At 53.2% G+C, this 23596-nt stretch carries 20 protein-coding genes and 2 pseudogenes; 7 read left to right on the forward strand and 15 right to left on the reverse strand.

Translation table 11 applies throughout. The features are described 5' to 3' along the window. The 6 genes and pseudogenes from DA792_RS16720 to hemJ all read right to left on the reverse strand — a co-directional run bounded on the left by DA792_RS16720 (position 1) and on the right by hemJ (position 6510). Positions 1–801: a ParA family protein gene (locus DA792_RS16720; protein ID WP_107721286.1), complete on the reverse strand. Its 801-nt coding sequence runs from the start codon at positions 799–801 to the stop codon at positions 1–3. Further along, positions 794–1410 (reverse strand): annotated as a pseudogene (gene rsmG / locus DA792_RS16725) (16S rRNA (guanine(527)-N(7))-methyltransferase RsmG). Before rsmG ends, DA792_RS16720 begins: the two are co-directional and overlap by 8 nt. Next, the gene (gene mnmG, locus DA792_RS16730) at positions 1410–3278 is read right to left on the reverse strand and encodes a tRNA uridine-5-carboxymethylaminomethyl(34) synthesis enzyme MnmG (RefSeq protein ID WP_107722746.1); all 1869 of its coding nucleotides are present in this window, start codon (positions 3276–3278) and stop codon (positions 1410–1412) included. The pseudogene rsmG and the gene mnmG overlap by 1 nt, the downstream one beginning before the upstream one ends. A gap of 23 nt (positions 3279–3301) precedes the next feature. Next, positions 3302–4597, reverse strand: coding sequence for a tRNA uridine-5-carboxymethylaminomethyl(34) synthesis GTPase MnmE (gene mnmE, locus DA792_RS16735; RefSeq protein WP_107721288.1), 1296 nt, complete (start codon positions 4595–4597; stop codon positions 3302–3304). A 24-nt stretch (positions 4598–4621) separates the two neighbouring features. Continuing rightward, positions 4622–5893: a transcription termination factor Rho gene (gene rho / locus DA792_RS16740; RefSeq protein WP_107721290.1), complete on the reverse strand. Its 1272-nt coding sequence runs from the start codon at positions 5891–5893 to the stop codon at positions 4622–4624. 164 nt (positions 5894–6057) lie between these two features. Continuing rightward, positions 6058–6510, reverse strand: a complete 453-nt coding sequence (gene hemJ, locus DA792_RS16745; protein ID WP_107721292.1) for a protoporphyrinogen oxidase HemJ — start codon at positions 6508–6510, stop codon at positions 6058–6060. Positions 6511–6904: 394 nt separating this feature from the next. On the opposite strand from hemJ, the gene DA792_RS16750 reads away from it, so the two are divergent. Genes DA792_RS16750 through dnaQ form a run of 4 tightly spaced genes read left to right on the forward strand, consistent with a single transcriptional unit; the run spans position 6905 to position 9672 of the window. Further along, positions 6905–7510 (forward strand): Maf family protein, encoded by a 606-nt coding sequence (locus tag DA792_RS16750; protein ID WP_107722747.1) that lies wholly within the window; start codon positions 6905–6907, stop codon positions 7508–7510. Next, positions 7507–8337 carry a shikimate dehydrogenase gene (locus DA792_RS16755; protein ID WP_107721295.1) on the forward strand — a complete coding sequence of 277 codons (831 nt, stop codon included), beginning with the start codon at positions 7507–7509 and terminating at the stop codon, positions 8335–8337. The genes DA792_RS16750 and DA792_RS16755 overlap by 4 nt, the downstream gene beginning before the upstream one ends. Continuing rightward, entirely contained in the window at positions 8334–8936 is a 603-nt protein-coding gene (coaE, locus tag DA792_RS16760) for a dephospho-CoA kinase (protein ID WP_107721297.1), read from the forward strand. The genes DA792_RS16755 and coaE overlap by 4 nt, the downstream gene beginning before the upstream one ends. Beyond that, positions 8929–9672 (forward strand): DNA polymerase III subunit epsilon, encoded by a 744-nt coding sequence (gene dnaQ, locus DA792_RS16765; RefSeq protein ID WP_107721300.1) that lies wholly within the window; start codon positions 8929–8931, stop codon positions 9670–9672. The genes coaE and dnaQ overlap by 8 nt, the downstream gene beginning before the upstream one ends. Positions 9673–9681: 9 nt before the next feature. On the opposite strand, the gene secB is transcribed toward dnaQ, so the two are convergent. Further along, positions 9682–10200, reverse strand: coding sequence for a protein-export chaperone SecB (secB, locus tag DA792_RS16770; protein ID WP_107721303.1), 519 nt, complete (start codon positions 10198–10200; stop codon positions 9682–9684). 51 nt (positions 10201–10251) lie between these two features. Then, entirely contained in the window at positions 10252–10770 is a 519-nt protein-coding gene (locus DA792_RS16775) for an FxsA family protein (RefSeq protein ID WP_254679293.1), read from the reverse strand. 107 nt (positions 10771–10877) lie between these two features. Here DA792_RS16775 and DA792_RS16780 point away from each other — a divergent pair, with 107 nt between their 5' ends. Genes DA792_RS16780 through DA792_RS16790 form a run of 3 tightly spaced genes read left to right on the forward strand, consistent with a single transcriptional unit; the run spans position 10878 to position 13200 of the window. Next, positions 10878–11543: a Tim44/TimA family putative adaptor protein gene (locus DA792_RS16780; RefSeq protein WP_107721305.1), complete on the forward strand. Its 666-nt coding sequence runs from the start codon at positions 10878–10880 to the stop codon at positions 11541–11543. Continuing rightward, a complete protein-coding gene (mltA, locus tag DA792_RS16785) occupies positions 11543–12583 on the forward strand; it encodes a murein transglycosylase A (RefSeq protein WP_107721307.1) in 1041 nt (346 codons plus the stop codon). The genes DA792_RS16780 and mltA overlap by 1 nt, the downstream gene beginning before the upstream one ends. Further along, complete coding sequence (locus DA792_RS16790; RefSeq protein WP_107721309.1) at positions 12580–13200, forward strand: Smr/MutS family protein; 621 nt, start codon at positions 12580–12582, stop codon at positions 13198–13200. The genes mltA and DA792_RS16790 overlap by 4 nt, the downstream gene beginning before the upstream one ends. A gap of 9 nt (positions 13201–13209) precedes the next feature. On the opposite strand, the pseudogene hslU reads toward DA792_RS16790, so the two are convergent. The 7 genes and pseudogenes from hslU to DA792_RS16825 all read right to left on the reverse strand — a co-directional run bounded on the left by hslU (position 13210) and on the right by DA792_RS16825 (position 23542). Continuing rightward, positions 13210–14513: pseudogene (gene hslU, locus DA792_RS16795) on the reverse strand (ATP-dependent protease ATPase subunit HslU). After that, the gene (gene hslV, locus DA792_RS16800; RefSeq protein ID WP_107721313.1) at positions 14510–15067 is read right to left on the reverse strand and encodes an ATP-dependent protease subunit HslV; all 558 of its coding nucleotides are present in this window, start codon (positions 15065–15067) and stop codon (positions 14510–14512) included. The pseudogene hslU and the gene hslV overlap by 4 nt, the downstream one beginning before the upstream one ends. Before the next feature lie 109 nt (positions 15068–15176). Continuing rightward, positions 15177–15497 carry a thioredoxin gene (trxA, locus tag DA792_RS16805; RefSeq protein ID WP_009570410.1) on the reverse strand — a complete coding sequence of 107 codons (321 nt, stop codon included), beginning with the start codon at positions 15495–15497 and terminating at the stop codon, positions 15177–15179. Positions 15498–15554: 57 nt separating this feature from the next. Continuing rightward, complete coding sequence (gene addA, locus DA792_RS16810) at positions 15555–18950, reverse strand: double-strand break repair helicase AddA (protein ID WP_107721315.1); 3396 nt, start codon at positions 18948–18950, stop codon at positions 15555–15557. Then, the gene (addB, locus tag DA792_RS16815) at positions 18947–21925 is read right to left on the reverse strand and encodes a double-strand break repair protein AddB (protein ID WP_107721317.1); all 2979 of its coding nucleotides are present in this window, start codon (positions 21923–21925) and stop codon (positions 18947–18949) included. The genes addA and addB overlap by 4 nt, the downstream gene beginning before the upstream one ends. Before the next feature lie 10 nt (positions 21926–21935). Beyond that, on the reverse strand, positions 21936–22616 hold the full coding sequence (locus DA792_RS16820) for a nucleotidyltransferase family protein (RefSeq protein WP_107721319.1): 681 nt from the start codon (positions 22614–22616) through the stop codon (positions 21936–21938). Beyond that, positions 22589–23542: an aminoglycoside phosphotransferase family protein gene (locus DA792_RS16825; RefSeq protein WP_254679295.1), complete on the reverse strand. Its 954-nt coding sequence runs from the start codon at positions 23540–23542 to the stop codon at positions 22589–22591. The genes DA792_RS16820 and DA792_RS16825 overlap by 28 nt, the downstream gene beginning before the upstream one ends. Positions 23543–23596 lie beyond the last annotated feature (54 nt).

Genomic DNA, 23596 nt, shown 5'->3' on the forward strand with positions numbered 1-23596 from the left:
TTAATTTCCCCTCTTTGCGGCAATTTCAGTCGCCAAAGCCCTGTAGGCTAAGCTGCCCTTAGAATTAGAATCGTATTGAAGAACCGGTAAAGCAAAAGACGGAGCTTCGCTAACGCGCACATTGCGTGGAATCACCGTTTGAAACACCAATTCTCCCAAATTCTCACGGGCATCCAACTCAACCTGTCGAGAAAGGTTGTTTCGTTGATCATACATCGTCAATACAACCCCTTCTATTCTCAACTTTGGATTTGCCGTCTGACGCACCTCTCGCACGGATAACATCAATTGAGACAAGCCTTCGAGCGCAAAAAATTCACTTTGAAGCGGCACTAACACGGAATCAGCGGCAACCATCGCGTTCACAGTCAACAGGCTAAGCGAGGGAGGGCAATCAATTAAAATGAAATCAAACAGATAACCATCAATCGCAGGCTGACGCAGCGCATCATGCAAAAGGAAGCTGCGTTTTTCGCTTGAGACCATTTCAATGTCAGCAGAGCTCAAATCAACGGTCGCGGGTGAAATCCACAGGCCCTCAATATCTGTTGTTTGGATAACATCGTGCAAATCCACATCCCCAAGGACCAGGTCGTAAGTGGTGTAGTTACGGCTTTCTACATCAATACCCAGACCAGTCGATGCGTTCCCTTGCGGATCAAGATCAACAACAAGAACACGAAATCCATTTTCAACCAATGCGGCAGCCAGATTTATTGCCGTCGTCGTCTTTCCGACACCGCCCTTCTGGTTTGCGACTGCGATAATCTTTGGGCTAGGTGGGCGGGTGGGATCAGACACGTCCTATATCTCCAATAAGAAGGGTGACGGCATCTTGGCCCGTCGCGCTCGGATATTCTTCATAGGTGAAGCGCCAAGTTTCAAGAGATTCCGCGATCTCGCCTGACACATTGGCCCCTTTTTGGAAAATAGCCAATCCATTGGGAGCAAGGTGGCGCTCAGCAAAACTTAAAAGTAGTGGTAGGGCTGCAAGCGCTCGTGCAGAAATGACATCCGCATTGAGGGGGGGATATCTTCAATGCGTTTTGCCAGTACAGTAACGGAAACATTTAGATCTCGAGCAACTGTGCGAAGGAACTCCGCCTTTCTTTGATCAGACTCAACCAAAGTAAACTCCATATCAGGCGCGAGCTCAGCGGCCAAAACAGCGGAAACCAAACCTGGGAACCCTCCCCCACTACCGATATCGAGCCAGTATTTGCTTTCTCTCGGCGCCAAAGCAAATACTTGGGCTGAATCCAGAAAGTGCCGATTCCAAGCATTTTCAATTGTGGATTTTGCCACCAAATTTATGACAGGATTCCATTTCTTTAAAATTGAAAAATAGGCCTCAAGTCGCTCGAATGTTTCACGTGAAACATCCAAGCCCGCAAATGAAATTTTATTCATCAGGATGCCTTTGCTTTCTTTCCTTGGCGCATCCGCGCAAGAATAAGAGTGGTCGCCGCCGGGGTCATCCCCTCAACACGACCTGCTTGCGCGATTGTTTGTGGGCGCACGCGCTCAAGCTTCATTCGTAGCTCATTCGAAAGGCCGACCAGCGTTGAATAATCGAAATCATCAGGGATAATTTGCTTTTCGTCCCGCTTCATCGCCAAAACATCCCGCTGTTGCCGCTCTATGTAAGTTGCATACAACGCGTCTTTTGAAAGTTGCTCGCGGATATCGCAATCAATCTGAGAAAATATCTGATCAAGCTTGATTATCTCATCATACTCAACGTCAGGAAATGACAGAATTTGAAAGGCGTTGCGACGGCTTCCATCAGAACTTGCAAGAATGCCAGCTGCTGACATCTGTTTTGGAGTAAAAGCATGACTTTCCAAAAGACACCTACCATACGCGAGGGCTTCCATCTTTTGAGTAAACGACTGTTCACGATCTCGACCAACGAGGCCCACATCCAAACCCACAGGCGTTAATCTTTGATCTGCATTATCTGCACGCAAGGACAGTCTAAACTCAGCCCGAGATGTGAACATACGATAGGGCTCGGTCACCCCGCGCGTCACCAAATCATCAATCATCACACCGATATAGCTTTCAGATCGCGCAAACACCGTTGTCTCTTTACCCAAGGATTTGCGTGCGGCGTTTAAACCAGCCACAAGTCCTTGTGCGGCAGCCTCTTCGTAGCCTGTGGTCCCATTGATCTGCCCTGCAAGGAAAAGTCCCGGCACATCGCGCAATTCGAGTGTCATTCGGAGCGCACGGGGATCCACATAATCATACTCAATCGCGTATCCTGGTTGAAGAATCTCAACGGCTTCAAGGCCACGAATGGAGCGCACATAGGCCTCTTGAATATCGACCGGAAGAGAGGTCGAAATGCCGTTTGGATAAACTGTGTCATCATCCGCACCTTCAGGCTCTAAGAAAATTTGATGAGAGGTCTTGTCGGCGAAGCGCACAACTTTATCTTCAATCGAGGGACAATAACGTGGGCCGACCCCTTCAATATGCCCCCCATACATCGCAGATCTCGACAGGTTTTCGCGAATGATATCGTGAGTGGCTTCATTTGTATGTGTGATTCCGCAGGATACCTGACGCGCTGTTGGAGCGTGATTTAGGAAGGAGAACATCACAGGTACATCATCACCCGGCTGTTCTTCCAAAATATCCCAATTGATCGTTTTACCATCCAAACGCGGCGGTGTTCCCGTTTTCAGACGCCCCATTGGCAAACCAAATCCATAGAGTCGCTCAGCCAAAGCGATTGATGGTTTATCCCCCATCCGGCCACCTGAGTGGCTGACATCACCAATATGTATCAAGCCATTCAGGAATGTACCGGTGGTCAGGACGGCAGCGCCGCAGGAAATTTCAGAACCGTCAGCCAAAATGACGCCTGAGATCTGCGCATCCTTCATCATAAGATCGGCAACTTCCGCTTCAATGATGGTTAAGTTTTCCGTGGCAGAAAGTTCTTTTAGCATCTCTTCGCGGTAAATCTTTCGATCCGCTTGTGCGCGCGGGCCCTGAACCGCAGGACCTTTTCGACGGTTCAGCAAGCGAAATTGAATTCCCGCTTTATCTGCAATCCGTCCCATAACGCCGTCCAGAGCATCAATTTCACGAACAAGATGCCCCTTTCCAAGCCCACCGATAGCAGGATTGCAGGACATGACGCCAATATTACTACGCTTAAGTGTGATCAGAGCGGTGCGAGCCCCTGCCCGAGCTGCCGCAGCCGCAGCGTCAGATCCGGCATGACCACCGCCAACGACAATAACATCAAAGTCGGTATGTTTCACGTGAAACACTCCTTGCGTCATTTTCATTTCCCAATGCAAAAACTGGAGAAAATCTCTCCGAGGATATTCTCGACATCGACTCGGCCCACGAGGCAATTGAGTGCGTGGATTGCTGTACGCAACTCTTCTGCCGCCAACTCCGTCCGATCTGGCCCGAGCAATACCTCATTTCTCGCCGATTCTAAAGAGAGCAACGCATCACGAATTGCAACTCGGTGGCGCTCACGAATGGCCGAGGACGCGGACGAAGCGCGTTCTGTCAAGGTCGCAGAAATCTGAGCGACCATCACGTCGATCCCCTGCCCGGTCTTTCCAGACACCGAAAGCCATGTGCCGTGCTTCGATCCGTCGTCATCCTTACTGAGCACCAAAAGATCGCCCTCTTCAGGTATCATCTCCGCAACAGCATCTTTCTCCGCTAAAAGAATAACACGTAGATCAGCGTGTTTTGCCCGTTCACGCGCGCGCTCAATACCAATCGCTTCAACCACGTCATCCGTTTCGCGCAGGCCCGCCGTGTCCAAAAGAGTCACAGGCAACCCACCAAGCTCCATCCGAACTTCAATCACATCTCGCGTGGTCCCAGCAACCTCAGACGTGATCGCCGCATCGCGTCCAGCCAGGGCATTCAGCAGCGTGGACTTTCCAGCATTCGGAGGGCCGACAATGGCGACTTCAAAGCCATCACGAATCCGTTCCGCCATATGTGCACCGCGTGCCTCGGTTTCGAGATCCAGCATGACACTTGCGATCAGTTCAAGCACCTCTGGTGAAACATCAACCGGAACCTCTTCATCGGCAAAATCAATCGTCGCTTCAATCAAAGCCGCTGCACGGACCAGAGCAGTCCGCCAACGTTCAACCTTATCGCCAAGTACCCCTGAGAACACCTTTAAAGCTTGACGTCTCTGCGCCTCAGTTTCCGCTTCGATCAGATCAGCGAGGCCTTCGACCTGCGCCAGATCGAGACGTTCATTTTCCAACGCTCGACGCGTAAACTCACCCGCCTCTGCAATACGCAAACCCTCCATTTCTGAGAGACTGCACAACACCGCATTCACAATTGCAATGGAACCATGAAGTTGTAGTTCAGCGCTTTCTTCCCCGGTGAAAGACGCGCCTTTTTCAAAGCAAATCACCAAAGCCTCATCAAGCACCTCACCTGCCACATCGCGTAGAACGCGCAGCGCCGTGCGCCTTGGAGCGGGCACATCCCCAGTGAAATTTTTGACAGCCAAAAACGCAAGCGGCCCGGAAATCCGGACCACTGCGACGCCTGCTTTGCCGCGGGCGGATGCCAGGGCGTAGATCGTATCCATAGGCTAACCTATTGATATTAAATGTTAAGCGTTCATAGAATCGAAGAATTCGCCGTTGCTCTTGGTCTGTTTCAACTTCGAGATCAGGAATTCGATCGCATCGGTTGTTCCCATTGGGTTCAAGATTCGGCGCAGCACATAAGTTTTCTGAAGATCTTTGGAATCGACCAAAAGCTCCTCTTTTCGTGTGCCGGATTTGAGAATATCCATCGCCGGGAAGACACGTTTGTCCGCAACTTTACGATCCAGAACGATCTCTGCGTTGCCGGTGCCTTTGAATTCTTCAAAGATGACCTCATCCATCCGCGAGCCGGTGTCGATCAAGGCGGTGGCGATGATGGTCAAAGACCCGCCCTCTTCGATGTTACGTGCGGCCCCAAAGAAGCGCTTAGGGCGCTGCAAGGCGTTGGCATCGACACCACCAGTCAAAACCTTGCCGGACGATGGCACAACGGTGTTGAAAGCGCGGCCAAGACGCGTGATCGAGTCGAGCAAGATGACCACATCGCGTTTGTGTTCAACCAGGCGTTTGGCTTTTTCAATTACCATTTCAGAAACGGCGACGTGACGGGTTGCGGGTTCATCAAAGGTAGAAGAAATAACCTCCCCTTTCACAGACCGCTGCATATCCGTCACCTCTTCGGGACGCTCGTCGATCAAAAGAACGATCAGATAGCAATCTGGATGGTTGGTTTCGATCGAATGGGCGATATTTTGCAGCAAAACTGTTTTACCCGTGCGCGGCGGAGCAACAATCAGCGCCCGCTGACCTTTCCCGATCGGAGCAACAAGGTCGATGATCCGAGCAGAGCGGTCTTTCAGCGTCGGATCTTCGATCTCCAACTTGAAACGTTCATCCGGGTAAAGCGGTGTCAGGTTGTCAAAGTTGATCTTGTGACGGGCCTTTTCAGGCTCCTCAAAGTTAATCTGCGTAACCTTGGTGATCGCAAAATAGCGTTCGTTTTCATCAGGTGCCAACATGACACCTTCCACGGTATCGCCGGTGCGCAACCCATGCTGACGGATCACATCCGGGGAGACATAAATGTCATCAGGACCCGGAAGGTAGTTGGCCTCAGGCGCGCGTAGAAACCCGAACCCATCTTGCAGCACTTCAAGCACGCCATCGCCAGAGATTTCCCAATCATCCTCGGCCCGCTCTTTCAGGATCGAGAACATCATCTCGCCTTTGCGCATGGTCGAGGCGTTTTCGATCTCAAGCTCTTCAGCCATTGAAAGAAGGTCTTTGGGGCTCTTAGCTTTGAGATCGGCCAGATTAAGGGTGGTGACTGTCATGAAAAATCCGTCTCGACCAACTCGATGAGTGGTCTCTTGGTCAAATTATACTGGAGAATCCCATTTGTGCCGGACGGCTGGGATTTGAGAGTACATAGGAACAGAAAGCGGTTAAGTCAATCTTTCTCAGACAGAACAGACAGTATTCACCAAACGGGCTTAGGTCAAAATGGTTTGGCGATGATCATGATCACGATGATGATCATCAAAAGCGTCGGCAATTCGTTCATCATCCGATACTGACGCCCTGTCCGGGTGTTGGTTCCCGCTACAAACTCTTTGCGCCGCAAGGCAAGCCAATGATGAAACCAGGTCATTGCAATCACAGAACCGGCTTTGATCCACGACCAACCTGCAGACCAATCAACGATCCCTGGCGTCATCACCAGACAGAGGCCAAAAATCCACGTCGAAATCATCGCTGGGTTCATGATCAGCTTGAGTAGCTTCAACTCCATGTCCTGAAATAGGATATCGGCTTCACTGCCCCGTTTCACGCTTTCAGTGTGTCGAACAAAAAGTCGAGGAAGATAGAAAATCCCAGCCATCCAAGCGATGACAGAAATGACATGTAGAGATTTCACCCATGGATATACGCTCGCTAAAATATCGCCCATGATCGTCTCCCTTGGTTCGCTCTCTTAATAAAATAAAAAGAAAGAAAAGAAAGATGATGTTGTTAGTAAGGCCTGTGGATAATGGGGATTATCGAGTTACTCACACAGTTCTCCTCCGGTTTAAAAGGCCGTTTAATTCTATCCACACCTTTGGATAAATAAGTTTTATAATTTAAATTCAGTGGTTTAAAAAAGGAGACCTCAAAAAATATGGGGATAAAATAGTTTCACATGATGGATGACTAAACCGTACCGTCATCGAGAGATTTCTTTTCCACACAGGAGAAAGAGTGCGTATTTTTCCTCAACCAGCCCTGATATCCCCATATGAGATGGATTGAGCTGATTTCGGCTATTTGATCAACGCAAACGCACAGGAGTTTTCCACAGAGTGATAAACAGTCCCAAACCCCTCATCCTTGCGTCCGGCTCCGAGATACGGCGTGTTCTGTTGCAAAATGCTGGCTTGAGCTTTGATGTGATCGTCGGACGAATTGATGAAGAAAGCGTAAAAGATGCGCTCTTATCTGAAGCCGCAACGCCGCGCGAGATTGCCGATGCTTTGGCTGAGGGCAAGGCCCGCAAAGTGTCGATGAAACATCCAGAGGCCATGGTTATCGGTTGCGATCAGGTCTTGTCCTTTAAAGGGCGCTTGATTTCAAAAGCTAAGGACATCGAAGAAGCTCGCGCGCTTTTGAGTGAAATGCGCGGAGAACGGCATTCGTTGCTCTCCGCTGCTGTCATCTATGAAAACGGTGAACCAAAATGGCGCCATGTGGGCGAAGTGCGCCTCTCGATGAATGTCTTGTCTGATGCCTATCTGGACGCCTATTTGGAGCGAAACTGGGACAGCATTCGCCATGCTGTTGGCTGTTATAAACTCGAAGAAGAAGGCGTGCGGCTTTTTTCACGCATTGATGGCGACTACTTTACGGTCTTGGGTTTGCCCTTGCTGCCACTTCTGGCATACCTGTCGGAAAGGGGGATGATTGCATCATGAGTGACAAAATTCCACTGGCGGGTGTCATCGGTGCGCCAATCAGCCATAGCCAATCACCAAAATTGCATGGGTACTGGTTGAAGCGTTACGGGATCAAAGGCCATTATGTGCCGCTTCATATTGAACAGATGGACCTCAAAGAGGCCCTTCAAACCCTGCCAAAAATGGGGTTTGTTGGTGCAAATGTGACCATTCCGCATAAAGAAACCGTCCTGGGCCTTGCCGATATTGTCACCGACCGCGCGGCTCTCATTGGGGCCGCCAACACGTTGATCTTTCGCCCGGATGGCAAGCTTTATGCTGATAATACAGATGGTTATGGTTTCGTTGAAAACCTGCGTTCCAGTGCCAATTGGGATCCGACGTCTGGTCCTGCCGCTGTGCTTGGCGCGGGTGGCGCAGCCCGGGCTGTGATCGCCTCTTTGCTTGAGGTCGGCGTTCCAGAAATTCGGCTTTCTAACCGCACCCGTATGCGTTCGGATGTGTTGCGCTCTGAGTTTGGCACCAAGGTTGTGGTCTGCGAATGGGTCAATGCCGCTGACATGCTCGATGGGGTTGCCACGCTGGTCAATACCACCTCTCTTGGCATGGTGGGTCAGCCAGAGCTCAAACTTTCTTTGGACCGCCTGAACCCCAAAGCAGTGGTCACAGACATCGTTTATACCCCCTTGCGGACTGGATTGCTCAAGCGTGCCGCCGAGATGGGCTGTCAAACCGTCGATGGTCTTGGCATGTTGCTGCACCAGGCCGCACCTGGGTTTGAGCGTTGGTTCGGTCGGCGTCCCGATGTTGATGAAGCCACTCGAAACTTCATCCTCTCCACATGACTTCCCGGCCTTTTCTCATCGGCCTCACCGGCTCCATCGGAATGGGCAAAAGCACCACCGCAGCGATGTTTGCCGAGGAAGGTGTCCCCGTCTGGGACGCCGATGCCGCTGTGGCACGGCTTTACGGCAAAAATGGCGCGGCTGTCGGCCCGATTTCCAAACTGTTCCCTGAGGCCATTCGTGATGGGGCTGTCTCTAAAGATCGGCTTAAATCCATTATCGTGGCCAATCCCGGCGCACTCAAACAAATTGAAGCCATTGTGCATCCCCTTGTCGCCGTAGATCGGCATAGCTTCGTTTCTGATTGTACCGCCCCTATTGCTTTGGTCGATATTCCGCTTTTGTTTGAAATCGGTGCGGATAAAACCGTCGATGCTGTTGTCGTCGTTTCAACCGACGCAAAAACCCAAGCCACCCGTGTGCTTGCCCGACCGGGTATGACGGAGGCGCATTTTAACGCCATTCTGTCAAAACAACTGCCAGATGCGGAAAAACGGGCCCGTGCCGATACGGTTATTGAAACCGACACTCTTGAATCCACCCGCGCTCAGGTTCAAAATCTGCTCTCAACTCTCAGGACCAAAATAGCCCATGCGTGAGATCGTTCTCGATACCGAAACCACCGGATTTGATCCACATAGCGGCGATCGTCTCGTTGAGATCGGGGCGATTGAACTGTTCAATCACATGCCGACCGGGCGGACCTATCACCAATATATCAACCCGCAACGGGACATGCCCGATGGCGCATTCGGCGTTCACGGCATTGGCCCCGATCTTTTGACGCCACCGCGCGCGCCAAAAGAGGGTGAGGTGACGCTCAAAGATAAGCCGTTGTTCAAAGCTGTGGGTCAGGCCTTTCTTGATTTCATCGGGCCTGAGTCCAAACTCGTGATCCACAACGCCAGCTTTGATATGAAATTTCTCAACGCAGAGCTGAAATGGATCGGCTTACCGGAAATTCCCTTTGCCCGTGCTCTTGATACCCTCGCCATCGCACGCAAAAAATTCCCCGGCTCTCCGGCCACTTTGGATGCATTGTGTCGCCGTTTTGGCATCGACAACGCTGCGCGCACGCTGCACGGCGCTTTGCTTGACTCGGAAATTTTGGCTGAGGTCTATCTTGAACTCATCGGTGGGCGTCAACCCGATCTGGTGCTCGCGCCGGAACCATCAAAAAAATCTGCGGCGTCTTCGGTTCCTGAAAACGACACATGGCGGCCCACACGTCGCCCTGCCCCACTTCCGCCGCGTATCTCAGACGAAGAAACCGCCGCCCACGCCGCCTTTGTGGACGGGTTGGGCGACGGCGCAATTTGGAAAAAATACAGCTAATATAAGATCTTAGTTGGTCGTAGCAGTGGCCTTTTGAGCTTCTGCACGACGCATCATGTCTTGGCGATAGAGCTGAACAAAGTCGATGTTATCCAGGTTCAGCGGCGGGAAACCCCCATCGCGCGTCACATCATGAACAACCCGGCGCAAGAACGGGAACAGCATCCGCGGGCATTCGATCATCAGGAATGGATGCATTTGCTCGTCCGGTACGTTTTCGATCAAGAACACGCCCGCGTAATCAAGCTCAAGGATGAACAGGGTCGCATCCTCTTCGGTCTTGGATTCGACCTTGATTTTGGTCGCCACATCAAACTGATTGTCCTCAGTGCGCTTTTTGGCATCAAGGGCCACTTGAACAGAAATATTCGGCCGACCTTCGACCTTCAAACCTTTCTGCGCAAGAATATTTTCAAACGACATATCGCGGATATATTGGCCCAAGACCTGCATTTTCACAGGGGCAGCTTGTGCTGTCGCTTCGGGAGCAATCGCGGAGTCGCTGGTGTCGGTTCCATTTTCGGCCATGGGTTTCGTCCTTAGAAGTATGAAATTCGCGGTTTTGTATCAGGTTGCCACTCATGCCTCAATGGCGAGTCCAACCTGATGGGTTTTGCGGGTCATTTGGGGCACTGTCGCCGTCTTGATCAATCTCTTGCCATTCGCCGTCAATGGTCGTGGGACCACCCGGTTGATCGCGAAACTCATCCCCACGCGGGGCATGGTTTGTTGGCCCATGGTAAAGCTCTGAACCTTAACCCTCTTGCGTAACTCACGAAACGCAAAGGATCTAAATGCTGGAATCAAAAGTAAAAATCCGACCGTATCGGTGAAAAATCCTGGTGTCAGCAACAGTGCGCCAGACAAAAGGATCAACGCACCATGGGCCAAAGGTTCGCTTGGATCATTGAGCTCAGCAAAAGATTGGCGCAATTGTGATAGGGCAAGCGCGCCTTGTTGACGCACCAACTGCGTTCCCAAGATCGCCGTCACAACAACGATCAAAAGTGTCGGCCAAAGGCCAATAAGGCCGCCAACTTGAATAAAAAGTGCGATCTCAATGATGGGCACAGCAACAAAAATTGCAAAAAGCCACATAGGAACTCCTGTCTTCTCTCTGTGGCACCGGTGGACTTGGTGCCAGTCAGCACCTACATAAGGTCAGTAGACAGATTTTGCCACGTTGCAACGGAGAAGAACCGCCGATGGGTAATTCCCTTCTTTCCATTTTGGTACTTGCGGGTATCGCCATTTTTTTGATCCTGCGTTTGCGCAGCGTTTTGGGTACGCGCGAGGGGTTTGAAAAACCGCGCGCCGATCTTCCCGGTGCGGCTGATGCCACACGCGCCCGACAAAATTTCGAAGTCATTGATGGCGGTGTCGATCATGACATCATCGACAATGTCGAAGCTGGCACCCGCGTCGCCGAAAACCTCGCCGCAATCAAACGGGTTGATCCGTCGTTTAGCGTCAATGAATTTCTCTCCGGTGCCCGTGGTGCCTATGAGATGATCCTTATGGCGTTTGAGCATGACGAGTTGGAAAGCATCCGGCCTTTCCTGTCTGAGGATGTGTATGAGGCGTTTTCCTCCGTCGTGACCGATCGCCAAGCCAAAGGCCTGACGATTGAAAGCCAATTCGTCGGTCTGCGCGAAATTCAGATCATCGACGCCGATTTGGATCGGGCCAGTGATGAGGCGGAAATCAAACTGCGTTTCGTTGGAGAAACCACCTCTGTGGTGCGTGATGCGACGGGCCAGTTGGTTGAGGGCAATCCCAACGACATCAAACGCCAAAAGGACATTTGGACCTTTGCGCGCACGATCGGGGCGGACGACCCGAATTGGCAACTTGTGGCAACGGGTGCCTGATGTGGACGAGGTTGGCGAGCGCTGCCTGTGCGGCCTTGCTGGCTTTGAGCGCGCCAGCCTCATCTGCGGATGATCTTATGGCACGCGTTCTTTCCTTTTCTGATCTCAACACCTGGGCCGAGGATGATCATGCCGCGGCCCTTGCTGTGTTTCGCGACACCTGCGATCTGATCGACGGTGATGAGTGGCCACAACTGTGTAAACTTGCCGCCACGCCGATCAATGCGCGTAGCTTTTTTGAGCTGTTTTTCCGCCCGGTCCTGATCGAAGACGGTGCAGATCCGATGTTCACCGGCTATTTCGAACCCGAGTTGCGTGGTGCGCGCTCCCCCAGTGGCCCCTACCGTTATCCTATTTACCGCCTGCCCCCGGATCGTGTCTCCGGCGCGCCATATCTAAGCCGCCGCGATATTGCCGATGGGGCTTTGGCTGGGCGTGGGCTTGAGATTGCATGGGTCGACGATCCGGTCGAGTTGTTTTTTCTTCAGGTCCAAGGCTCTGGTCGCATTCGCCTCACCGATGGGTCCACCATTCGGATCGGTTATGCCGGCCACAATGGCTATAATTATCGCTCCATCGGTCAGGAATTGATCCGGCGCGGGGTTTATGAGCCGCATCAAGTGTCCGCCAAGGTCATTCAAAATTGGGTGCGGCGTAATCCGGTCGAAGGTCAGGATTTATTGAACTTCAATCCGTCCTATGTCTTCTTCCGCGAATTGCCACGATTGCCTGCCGACAAAGGCCCGATCGGGGCCATGCACCGTTCGATCACGCCGATGCGTTCCATCGCGGTGGACCCGGCCTTTGTGCCTCTTGGTGCTCCCGTTTGGGTGGAAAAAGACGGTGCCACGCCATTGCGCCGCTTGATGATTGCCCAAGACACCGGTTCGGCCATCAAAGGGGCACAGCGGGCCGATATCTTTTTCGGCTCCGGTGCGACTGCGGGCGATATGGCGGGGCAAATCCGTGATCCCGGACGGATGGTCGTCTTGATGCCAATTCAAATCGCCTATGGCCTTGAGGAAAAGGCCAAAGGATGACCCGTAAACGCAAACCCGGCACTTCCTCACTTACGGAAGAGGATCAAACCCTTTGGGATTTGGTCAAAAAAACCGCGACACCTATGCATGGTGCGCTCCCGCCTGCGCCGATTGCTTGTCCGGTCAAACCAAAGGCGTCCACGCCCATCGCCCCGCGCGATGTTGCTCGTGACATACAGCTTTTTGAACTCGAAATTGGCCGTCACGCCAAGGTGGAAAAAGGCCATAACCTTGCGCCCACTCTTACTGAGCGTTTGGCGCAAGCTCCGTTGCGGATGGATCGCAAACATTTCACCAAAATGCGTAAAGGCAAGGTTTCGCCGGAGGCCCGTATTGACCTTCACGGCATGACCATAGCCCAAGCGCATCCTGCGCTCACCCGGTTTATCCTGTCGGCCTGCGCGATGGATCGGCGGCTGGTTTTGGTCATCACCGGCAAGGGCAAACATCGCGATGATGAGGGCCCAATCCCGGTGCGCAAAGGCGTTTTAAAGCATCAGGTGCCGCATTGGCTACAAACACCGCCCCTGCGTGAGGCGGTGTTACAGGTCGCAGAGGCGCATTTGAAACACGGCGGGTCCGGGGCCTATTACGTCTATCTCAGACGGCAAAAATAGCCCCAAACCTCAGAGCATATAGCGGCTTACGTCGACCTCTTTGGCCATCTCGCCGACATGGGTGCGGACATAGGCCTGGTCAATCAAAACCTCCTCACCACCCCGGTCCGGCGCACCAAAGGACAGTTCCTCAAACACCCGCTCGATGATGGTGTAAAGACGACGCGCACCGATGTTTTCAACGGTGGTGTTTACCTCTGCGGCCAACTTTGCGATCGCGGCAATGCCATCTTCGGTAAAGGTGACTTTGACCTCTTCGGTCGCCATCAAGGCGCTGTATTGCAACGTCAGCGCATTTTCCGTTTCGGTCAAAATCCGAACGAAATCACCTTCTTCCAGCGCGCGCAATTCCACTCGGATCGGCAACCGGCCCTGTAATTCTGGCAACAAATCCGAAGGCTTAGCGATGTGGAATGCGCCTGATGCGATAAACAGGATGTGATCGGTTTTCACCGGCCCATGTTTGGTCGACACGGTGGTGCCTTCGATCAAAGGCAACAAATCCCGCTGAACCCCTTCGCGGGACACATCGCCGCCGCGGGCATCGGAGCGCGCGCAAACCTTGTCGATTTCGTCAATGAACACGATGCCGTTTTCCTGCACCGCCTCCAACGCCACCCGCGTCACGGTCTCGTCGTCCAAAAGCTTGTCGGCCTCTTCCGAGATCAACAGATCATAGCTCTCCGCCACCGTAACTTTCTTTTTCACCGTGCGTCCGCCAAAGGCTTTGCCAAAAATGTCGCCGAGATTCATCATCCCGCCCATCTGTGGCTGACCGGGCACTTCAAACATCCCTGTCGGAGTGCCGCTGTCTTGCACTTCGATCTCGATCACGGTCGCATCCAACTCACCCGCGCGCAGTTTCTTGCGAAACATCTCGCGGGTCTGTTCACGTGCGTCCGTCCCGGCAATGGCTTCAATCACGCGATCTTCGGCGGAACTAAACGCCTTGGCCTTCACGTCCTCGCGCATATACTCGCGGGTCTGAGCAATCGCAGCATCCACCAGATCGCGCACAATTTGCTCCACATCGCGACCAACATAGCCAACTTCGGTGAATTTCGTTGCCTCCACTTTGACAAAAGGTGCCTTCGCCAGCTTCGCCAAACGCCGCGAAATTTCGGTTTTACCAACGCCGGTGGGCCCAATCATCAGGATATTTTTCGGATAGACCTCATCGCGGATGTCATCCGACAAATGTTTACGCCGCCACCGATTGCGCAGCGCCACAGCAACCGCGCGTTTGGCGTCATTTTGACCGATGATATAGCGGTCGAGTTCAGAAACAATTTCACGGGGGTCAGGTCAGTCATTTTGAAATCTTCTCAACCGTCAGGTTGCCATTGGTATAAACACAGATGTCAGAGGCAATTTTCATCGCTTCACGGGCAATTGTTTCGGCGTCCTTTTCTGTGGACATCAATCCGCGCGCGGCCGCCAACGCAAAATTTCCGCCGGAGCCAATCGCCGCGATGTCATGTTCGGGTTCCAAAACATCACCTGCTCCGGTGACAACCAAAAGCGCGTCGCCATCGGTCACGATCAACATCGCCTCAAGTTTCGACAGATATTTATCGGTGCGCCAATCTTTCGCCAATTCAACGCAAGCCCGTGCCAATTGGCCGGGGCTGGCCTCCAATTTGGTTTCAAGGCGCTCCAAAAGCGTAAACGCATCCGCCGTCGATCCGGCAAATCCCGCGACAACCTCATGCCCGCCGGGCTTCAAGCGCCGCACCTTGCGTGCAGTGCCCTTGATCACAGTTTGGCCCAAGCTCACCTGCCCATCGCCCGCGATCACAACTTCACCCCCACGCCGCACGCCTATAATCGTCGTGCCGTGCCATCCGGGAAACTCTTCTCTCGACATCGGTTTTCCTTTCGCTTCGTGGTTTATATGAGCGCGCGACCCGCTTGGCGCAACCCGGCCACGAAAAAGGGCGCCAAGCGGCGCCCCAAATCCGTAATGTTAGCCAAACTCAAACAGCTTCGGCAATCCAACCGGCCAATGCGGCTTTCGGCGCTGCACCGATTTTGTTGGAAATCACTTCGCCGTCTTTGAACATGAACAAGGCCGGGATTGAACGCACACCAAATTGCGCAGGCGCATTCGGGTTTTCGTCGACGTTCACTTTGACGATTTTGACTTTGCCTTCGTACTCATTGGAAAGCTCTTCGAGGGACGGGCCGATTTGTTTGCACGGGCCGCACCATTCTGCCCAGAAATCCACAACAACGGGGATGTCTGAATTGAGAACTTCGGATGCGAAAGTGTCATCGCTTACTTTAACAGTCGCCATGGGGCTTCTCCTGAATGCTGAACTTGACCGAAAACCTATGACTTGTGTGGCCAAAGATCAAGATGTGGCGGCTCGACGCAGGGCGGACATCACGATGTCGAGAGGCACCACAGCAAGTTCCGCCGTGCGCGTCCAAAGGATTGCGGTTTCAATCTCTCTCTCCGGGTAAATCTGCGCCATTGCCTCCGCATAGGCACCCAACTGCCGCAGTAATCCGTCCGGGATGTCTTCGACACGGTCTGGGATCACCGCATTGGATTTGTAGTCGATGATTTGCACGCGATCGGGGGTGATAATGAGTCGGTCGATAATCCCGTGGATCACCTGTCCGCCCTTTACGGAAAACCGCGATGTATAGGGCACCTCCGACAAAGAATTGGCCCCAAACACATCCCAGTCATAGGATGCATTGAGCACACCAAGCGCTTCTGCCAACAAATCGTCGACCTCGTCATCGAGCGCGGGATCTTCGCCGGTGGTTAAAACGTGATGGGCCACTTGCGCGCGCCGCTCGGTCTCGACCTCCGGTAGGATTTCAATCAAACGGTGAAGCTGACTACCACGCCACATTGCGGCCTCTTGGTCCAAAACATTCGCTTCACCGGGCAAGGCTTTGGCGCCGCCAAGATCAGACGGGGACAAAACCGCAGCGGTCAAGTCCGGTTCCGGTGCGGGAAAATGACACCAATCCGGGAGAATGGGCGACATTTGCTTGGTGTGCACCTCTCCGGTTTGCGGATCAGGCCAGTCGCCATAGGCATAGCGGTCCACTTCAAAATCGCCAAAATCGACCTTTTGCGTCGGCAGTTCGGCCAATCCGCGCCGCACAAGGTTGTACCAACTGTCCGCCGTCTCTTTTTCTTCGCCCGCCCCGCAGACGACAAGCCACTTTTCCGCGCGTGTCATTGCCACATATAACAGTCGCCGATCTTCCTCTAAGTCAGACATTTTAAGCTGGTTCAGGGTCTGTTTCACAACGTCGGAGCGCTGTTCTTTCGGGCCCTTCCAAACCACCTGACCACTGTCAGGTTCGACAAACTCATCCCGCGTTTCGCGAAGGGATTTTAACGTGTCTGGTAAGATCACAATCGGCGCTTCCAACCCTTTGGACCCATGCGCCGTCATGACCCGAACAAGGTTTGAAGTCTCATCCAGAACGCGTTTGAGTTGAATATCCTGCGCCTCAAGCCACGCGATAAATCCGGTGAGACTTGGCGTTTCCGCCGCCTCATATGCTCGTGCTTGGTACAGCAGGGCGTCAATGCCGTCTTCAGCCTCTTTGCCCAGACGCGCGATAAAGTTTTGTCGTCCGTTATGGCGGATCAAAATCCGCTCGATCAGGTCATAGGGTCGTAAAAAGTCTGATGTTTGACGCAAATCCTCAAGGATTTCAAAGGTCTCTGGCCATTCCGCCCGTCTTTCATAGAACGCGCGCCAAAGTGTGATCGTTGTGCGGCCATGGGCCAATTGATACAGATCGCGCTCGGACCAATTGAACAAAGGTGACCTGAGCGCTTCGGCCAAAGCCAAATCATCATCCTGCAAAGACAGAAACGCCAAAAGTGAACGAATGTCTTTCACCGCGAGTTCGTCGTTCAACGTCAGTCGATCCGCCCCCGCCACTGGAATGCGTGCCGGGTGAGATTTGAGCGTCCGCAAAATCTTCCCAAAAAGTTCAGACCGACTGCGCACGAGGATCATGATATCTCCCGGTGTCACGGGTCGTCCGTCACCATTTTTGTCAGGAATTGAGCCGGATTCGAGAAGGTTTGCGACAAAATCGGCCACTCTCTGCGCCAGCCGTGCGGAGTGGTGTTCGGGTGTGATGATATCGACCGGATTTTCCCAATCCTCGGGATCATCTGCTCCTTTTTCCGGCTCGATCAAGGGCCAAAGGTCAACGCGCCCGGGAATGTCGTCAAAGAACGCAATATGTTCCGTCGCGCCGCCAACCCCGACCCCCTCACTGGCGCGAAAGACCTGATCAGTGGCTGAGAGGATCGCGCGCGAGGATCGAAAAGAATACTGCAATGCAAGATCTTGCAGGGGCTGACCAACGGTGGCCAAACGGTCGCCAAAATGCGCTTTCATCTTGTCGAACGCTTCTGGAGCTGCGCCTTGAAATGAGTAAATCGACTGTTTGTGATCCCCAACCACAAAGATCGTGCGTGTCACATCGGCGCGTGCCCCCTCTCCCGCGGTAAATTCCCCGGCCAAAAGCTGCACTACCCTCCATTGATCCGGACTGGTGTCTTGCGCCTCATCGACAAGGATGTGATCAATCCCGCCATCAAGGCGATAAAGGACCCATTGCGATACGTTTGAGATCGACAACAAATCCCGCGCACGCCGGATCATGTCGTCAAAATCCAAAAGCCCATGTTGCGCTTTGCGCTCCAAATAAGGTGGCAAAACCACGCGCGCCAATTGATGAAGCGCCCAAGTTCGCCGCGCATCATAGAGGCCAAAGACTTTCGGACGGACCGCCTCGATCCGCTTCATGAACGCTTCCAGTTGATGAAACGCATCGGGATGCGCATCAATCAGTTTGCGCGTTGGAAAGCTAGAATGCTGCGCATAAAATTTTGAAACATTTGGGGTTTTGCTTGTTTCGCCGGACAAAAGCTTTTGGCAGCATGTCTCAATCATAGCCATAGAAGGCTCTAATCCGGCCCAAAATCGAAAGAGTGGCGCCAGTTTTTCATCTGCTTTTGTTGAGCCTTCTAAAAGCGTAGCAACCGATTGAAACATCTCTTGCTCGCCGCCCATGAAAACATCGGAGAACAGCGTGGCCTCCTCATAGCCCTCTGGCAGATCAAACCAGGACCAAATCTCCGCCTGACTTCGCGTTGGCAAAAACCCCTCTCGTTTGGACACAATTCGAAGTGCCAAATCCGTCAAATCCAAATCGTTGACATAAACCGCCGCCGCGTCGATTGCATCACGCGCTGGCCCCAATGCCAACTCGTCCAAAATGTCGGCCACCATCCGCCGAGATTGGCGTTCGTCCATTTCTTTGAACTGGGGTGAAACACCGGCTTCTAGGGGAAACCTGCGCAAAAGTGCGCTGCAAAATGAGTGGATGGTTTGAATTTTCAATCCGCCCGGCGTTTCCACGGCGCGGGCAAACAAGGTACGTGCATGTCGAAGGGTTTCCGCATCCAGAACCTTGCCGGGTGCGAGGGCCGTCAATTCGCCAATCAACTCTGCATCGGGCAGCATCGCCCAGCCACCAAGCCGCGCAAATAGCCGGTTTTGCATCTCTGCCGCCGCCGCTTTGGTGTAGGTCAAACACAAAATATGTTGCGGCGGGGTGCCATCCAGCAACAGCCGCGCCACGCGGTCTGTTAGCACCTTGGTCTTGCCCGATCCGGCATTTGCGGAGAGCCAAGTGGACATGTCAGGTTGTGCCGCCATGATTTGGCGTTGGGTCGCCTCATTAAGTGCGCTCATTGCAAATCCTCCGGCATCGGCTCATCCGCTTCCGACCATTCGCCAAAGCGCGCAAGATGTTCAAAGTCGGTTTTGAACCGCACCTTCGCCATCATACGCCGCGCGCTATAGCCCGTTTCGGGATCGTCATAATTGCGGATCAAATCCCGCAGTTTGGCCTGAACCTCTTCAATATCGCTCTTTTCCAGATCAAGCGATGTTTCGGTCAAACCAGAATCAAGCCCCAAGTAGGTCACTTCGGTGACCCTTCCGATAGGCAGGTTTTCAAACCGCCCAGCCTCCAACATGGCCGCCTCAAGCAACAACTGAATGTTGAAAATTCGGGTTTGTTTCTCCGACGGTGGACGCCCAGATTTATAGTCATAGATCACGAATGTATCGTCGTTTTTGCGGTCGATCCGGTCGGCCTTGCAGGTCAAAGAAAAATCAATATCGGTAAAATGCATTGCGCCCTTTACTTCAATGCCTGCAGGTTGCCCTCTGGTCAGGCGTGCCCGTTCTTGGCGGACCAAATCCTCAGCGATTTTGCGCACACGCCCCAACCACACTCGGCGCGCGGAAGGCCAAGCCACCTGATCTTCTAAGACGCGTTCGGCCGTCGCCATGAATCGCGCCAGTGATTGACCGAATGTTTCGTCTGAAATATCAGATAGATAGCTTTCCATGATCGCGTGAAATGCGGTGCCACGTTCACGTACATCGGGGTCGCGGCTCAGCGGATCAAGCTTGTTCAACCGAAGGATGCGGCTGGCGTAAATGTCATAAGGATCGCGGATCAGTGTTTCGATTCGTGTCACTGAAAGCTGCCTTGGGCGTGCCTCAACGGGAGGGCGCGGACTCGGTCGTTTTGCGGGCGCTAAGGTGAAATTGGGTCGATCAAGGTCATCGGCCATCTTGATCCAATCTGCGCCACGTTTGCGCATTGCCTCAAGGGCGGATCGACCCTCATCTGACATGCCAGACATCAGATTAGTCAAGCGGATCAGCCAACGCGAGGCAACAGTTTCCGCCTCCGCATCGCGTTTTGCGCGGGTCAAAACCACCTCGGGCGCGCCAACGGCCTGTTGGAAATCATGTGCGGAAAGTCCTGTGGCTTGTTCGGGTGACAAAAGCCCTGCCTGCTTACGCATGTCGCGACTAAACCATGGATCTTGCCCCGGCGCTTGCGGCCAGATGGTTTCGTTCAGCCCACCCAAAATGACCAAATCGGCCCCCAAGGCCCGTGCTTCCAATGTGCCCCAGATCATCACTTGCGGATGTTTTGGCGACGGGTCGCGCGCCAATCCTCGACCCAAAACTGCGCGAAAGAGATCAGCAAAGGCCAGCGCATTCATAGTGCCGCCATAGTCGGCCTCTCGGCGCAAATCAGACACAAGCCGCAACGTTTCTCGCCCGGCATTTTGGCCCCAAAGTTCGCGGTCATCCGTGCCTTGCGCGCCTTTTACAAAGAGAGACGCGACCGACACGAGATGATCAATGTGATCTGCCAAGCTGCGTTTAGGCGCTACGGCAAGCACATCCAAAAGATCGGCAATCCAGGTCGCCCAAACTTCGCGGGCCTCTTTGTCCGCCTTTTCTGCTCCAGACGAAATAGCCCACTGCAAAAGGCTTTCACGGTCGGGAAACACCACCCCCTTGCGGCGCAAATGCACCTCAAGTTCACGGGTCCACAAAAGGTGATAACCCCGCCCCTCATCGCCCGCATGTCCGCGCGACGTGAGCGGATGTTTCAAAAGGACCAATACGTCTTCAGAGGATAATTTTCGTCCCAAAATCCCTACAATATGGCGTAAAAGTCGACCCGGAGGGGTCTGATTGAGTGGTATCCCGGCACTGTCATCTGGTGTGATGTTCCACCGCCCCAAAAGCGCCGTCACCCGCCGCGCGAGGTCACGATCCGGCGTGATCAGAGCAGCCTTGCGTTTGCTTTGCGCTGCCTCACGGAGGATCAAAGCAATGGCATTGGATTCAATTCGCATATCCGGCGCTTCAATCAAAGTCAGAGCAGAACAGGCTATGTCTGTATTTTGAAATGCAGGGCCTTCTTTCATCCACTGATAGGTCACGGGCGCAGGTCGTAACGAGAGTGAAATCAGACGGTTTCGGATCGCATTTGGCGGCGAAACCTGCGCCCAATTTTGAATATCCCCGGCAGCCAAACCAAGTTTTTCAGCCAGACGCACTGTGCGCTCTTGCGGGTGCTCAACAGCGGGCGCGCTTCTATTGCCCTGCCCTGCAATCTCCTGCCAGACCTCAAGTGGAATATCAAAATCAACGCCCGGCAAAACCACTGCCCCCATGGGCAGACGGGATACCAAGGCCATAAAGCGTGCCATTGTTCCGCGCGAGCCAGTTGAACCCGCCACGATGATCGGGTGATTTGGCGGCTTTTCTGCCCATTGGATTTCCAGGCGATCTACGATCAATCTCAACCGATCTTCTCGGCTGGGCTCTCGGGCGGATGTTGGTCCGAAGTAGTCAAAAATGATCGACAAAAATGCCAATGACTTTTCCCAATGTCCTGACGCATCGGGAATTTTCAGCGACTTTAGACACTCTGGCGTTACGCCCTCATCCTGCATTTCAGAGAGCAAGGCCGCGAGACTATCGGAGAGATCAAACACGGAGGCGCGCGTGGCGAATTGCGGCTCTTGGCGTAAAAAGTGCGACACGAGTTGCGACAATTCCAACCGCCGCCTTAGCCCGCTGATTGGCATAGGTAGGTCCATGAATTCGGGCGATGATCCCAATTCTGAAATCAATTTTACCTGCGGCAAAAGTCGGGATGAGCCGTCGTCAAAGGCGGATAAGATGTCCTTTTTCATCCGTGATGTGTTCACGAATACCTGAGTGCGGGCCAAGACTTCGGGAGGCGTGTCTCGAAACCGTTCCAAAATCCCCTGTTTAAACGCCACCGGATAATCGACGCCGCAGGGCAGACCAAACAAATGTGGCATCTCGATGGGTCCGAACATAATCCGTCCTTTAATTGGCGTCCTTCAAGAGGCGCTCCGCAATCTCAACCCCTTCGGGATGACCGACATCACACCAATGCCCAGGATATTCCACACCGAAAATTCGGCCTGTTTGAAACAGACGCTCCCAAACGAGGTTGAGCGAAAAACACGTCTCATTGATGTTGTTGAGGGCGCTGGTTTTCAAGATTTGAACGCCAGTGTAAACCGAGCCGCGCCCACGCGCCAATCGCCCGCCTGGTAAAATGTCAAAATCACCCTGTCCAAGATGCCCATGCGTGCGCCCAAATGGCACCGTTAACAAGAGCGCATCCATGTTTTCTGGGTCCCAGGCCTCTGCCAAAATCTCAGCGGCCATCGGGCCTTTCCATACCGCATCCGTATTGACGGTAAACACGACATCCGCCTTGAGGTGCGGCAAAGCGTTGCGAAGCCCGCCGCCAGTTTCAAGTAAAACCTCTTCGAAAACAGTCTCTATTCCAGCTGAATTCAGATGTTCTTTAAGCATATCTGGCAAATAGTGAAGGTTTGCGACCCTGTGCTCGACGCTCCTGATTTGAGCCAGCGCATGGTCGACAAGCGGGCGTCCTGCCACCTGAATCATCGGCTTTGGTCGATCCGATGTCAGGGCTTTCATTCGGGTGCCGCGCCCCGCGCAAAAAATCATTGCAGTGTTGGGATGGTTCCGCATTTTTCTTTCAGACACTGAAGGGTTTCTTTTGTGGGTTCTGGTAAATGTGCGCGAATGAGGTGCGCAAGAGCCGCAAGGTCAGGATGATCTAAATCGCGTTGCAAATGCGCCCACACGCGAGGGATCAGGTCAACGTAATGCGGGCGTGCAAAATGAAGTGACATGCGTGCGAAAATCATCAAAATCCGCAGGTTCCGCTGCACCGAACAAATCGCCGCGTCACGACTAAAATCAACCGGATTGAGATTCAATCCGTTACTAAATCGCGCAAGGCATCGGTTTTGAATCGCAATCGGGACATCGCGCCGTGCATCTGTTGTCAGTGAGATCAGATCATAAGCGGGATGGCCGATCATCGCATCCTGAAAATCCAAAAGCCCAACGCGCGAAGGGCCTGTTCGATCCGGCAGCCACAAGAGGTTTTGCGCGTGATAATCGCGTAAAATCGTGGCGCGGGCATGGCCGAGAGTCGCAAGGAGTGGCGTTAAGGCGGCGCGCGCCGTCTCTCGTTCTGTAGACATATCGCGATCCAAAACAGGTTCGGCGTACCAGCGGTAACAGGAGAGCGCGAGGTCGGTCATCAAAGGAGCGTAATCCGCAGCGCCGTCAAGTGGCGTTGATGAAGCAATGTGAATCAGAACATCGACAGCAGCGTCATAAAGTTCGGGTTCTAAACGTGGCTTCTGGGCGCAGACGACATCGTACAGGTCTGTGCCAAAATCTTCTAAGATCAAAAAACCGTTGGCTTCATCGGCGGCATATATTTCAGGGGCCGACAGTCCGAGATCGCGAAGATAGGCGGCAACGTTGAGAAAAGGGCGAACATCTTCTCCGGCCTCTGGGGGCGCATCCATTGCTATCGCGTATCGACCGCTCGAACGTTCCATCAGCCGATGGTATCGCCGCCGAGAAGCATCTCCCGCCAAGGCGGTTGCGTTAGAATTGGCCCAAGGGCTAGCCCGAGAAACTCTTGGAAAAGC

Source organism: Celeribacter baekdonensis, from assembly GCF_003047105.1.
Taxonomy (GTDB): Bacteria; Pseudomonadota; Alphaproteobacteria; order Rhodobacterales; family Rhodobacteraceae; genus Celeribacter; species Celeribacter baekdonensis_B.

Excerpts from the sequence above, each read along its gene's own strand:
- dnaQ (WP_107721300.1), top strand. The coding sequence starts at position 8,929 with ATGCGTGAGATCGTTCTCGATACCGAAACCACCGGATTTGATCCACAT.
- secB (WP_107721303.1), bottom strand. The coding sequence starts at position 10,200 with ATGGCCGAAAATGGAACCGACACCAGCGACTCCGCGATTGCTCCCGAA.
- mnmE (WP_107721288.1), bottom strand. The coding sequence starts at position 4,597 with ATGGATACGATCTACGCCCTGGCATCCGCCCGCGGCAAAGCAGGCGTC.
- hemJ (WP_107721292.1), bottom strand. The coding sequence starts at position 6,510 with ATGGGCGATATTTTAGCGAGCGTATATCCATGGGTGAAATCTCTACAT.
- addA (WP_107721315.1), bottom strand. The coding sequence starts at position 18,950 with ATGAGCGCACTTAATGAGGCGACCCAACGCCAAATCATGGCGGCACAA.
- DA792_RS16820 (WP_107721319.1), bottom strand. The coding sequence starts at position 22,616 with ATGCGGAACCATCCCAACACTGCAATGATTTTTTGCGCGGGGCGCGGC.
- DA792_RS16775 (WP_254679293.1), bottom strand. The coding sequence starts at position 10,770 with ATGTGGCTTTTTGCAATTTTTGTTGCTGTGCCCATCATTGAGATCGCA.
- DA792_RS16755 (WP_107721295.1), top strand. The coding sequence starts at position 7,507 with ATGAGTGACAAAATTCCACTGGCGGGTGTCATCGGTGCGCCAATCAGC.
- hslV (WP_107721313.1), bottom strand. The coding sequence starts at position 15,067 with ATGTCGAGAGAAGAGTTTCCCGGATGGCACGGCACGACGATTATAGGC.
- rho (WP_107721290.1), bottom strand. The coding sequence starts at position 5,893 with ATGACAGTCACCACCCTTAATCTGGCCGATCTCAAAGCTAAGAGCCCC.
- coaE (WP_107721297.1), top strand. The coding sequence starts at position 8,334 with ATGACTTCCCGGCCTTTTCTCATCGGCCTCACCGGCTCCATCGGAATG.
- DA792_RS16780 (WP_107721305.1), top strand. The coding sequence starts at position 10,878 with ATGGGTAATTCCCTTCTTTCCATTTTGGTACTTGCGGGTATCGCCATT.
- mltA (WP_107721307.1), top strand. The coding sequence starts at position 11,543 with ATGTGGACGAGGTTGGCGAGCGCTGCCTGTGCGGCCTTGCTGGCTTTG.
- trxA (WP_009570410.1), bottom strand. The coding sequence starts at position 15,497 with ATGGCGACTGTTAAAGTAAGCGATGACACTTTCGCATCCGAAGTTCTC.
- DA792_RS16790 (WP_107721309.1), top strand. The coding sequence starts at position 12,580 with ATGACCCGTAAACGCAAACCCGGCACTTCCTCACTTACGGAAGAGGAT.
- addB (WP_107721317.1), bottom strand. The coding sequence starts at position 21,925 with ATGTTCGGACCCATCGAGATGCCACATTTGTTTGGTCTGCCCTGCGGC.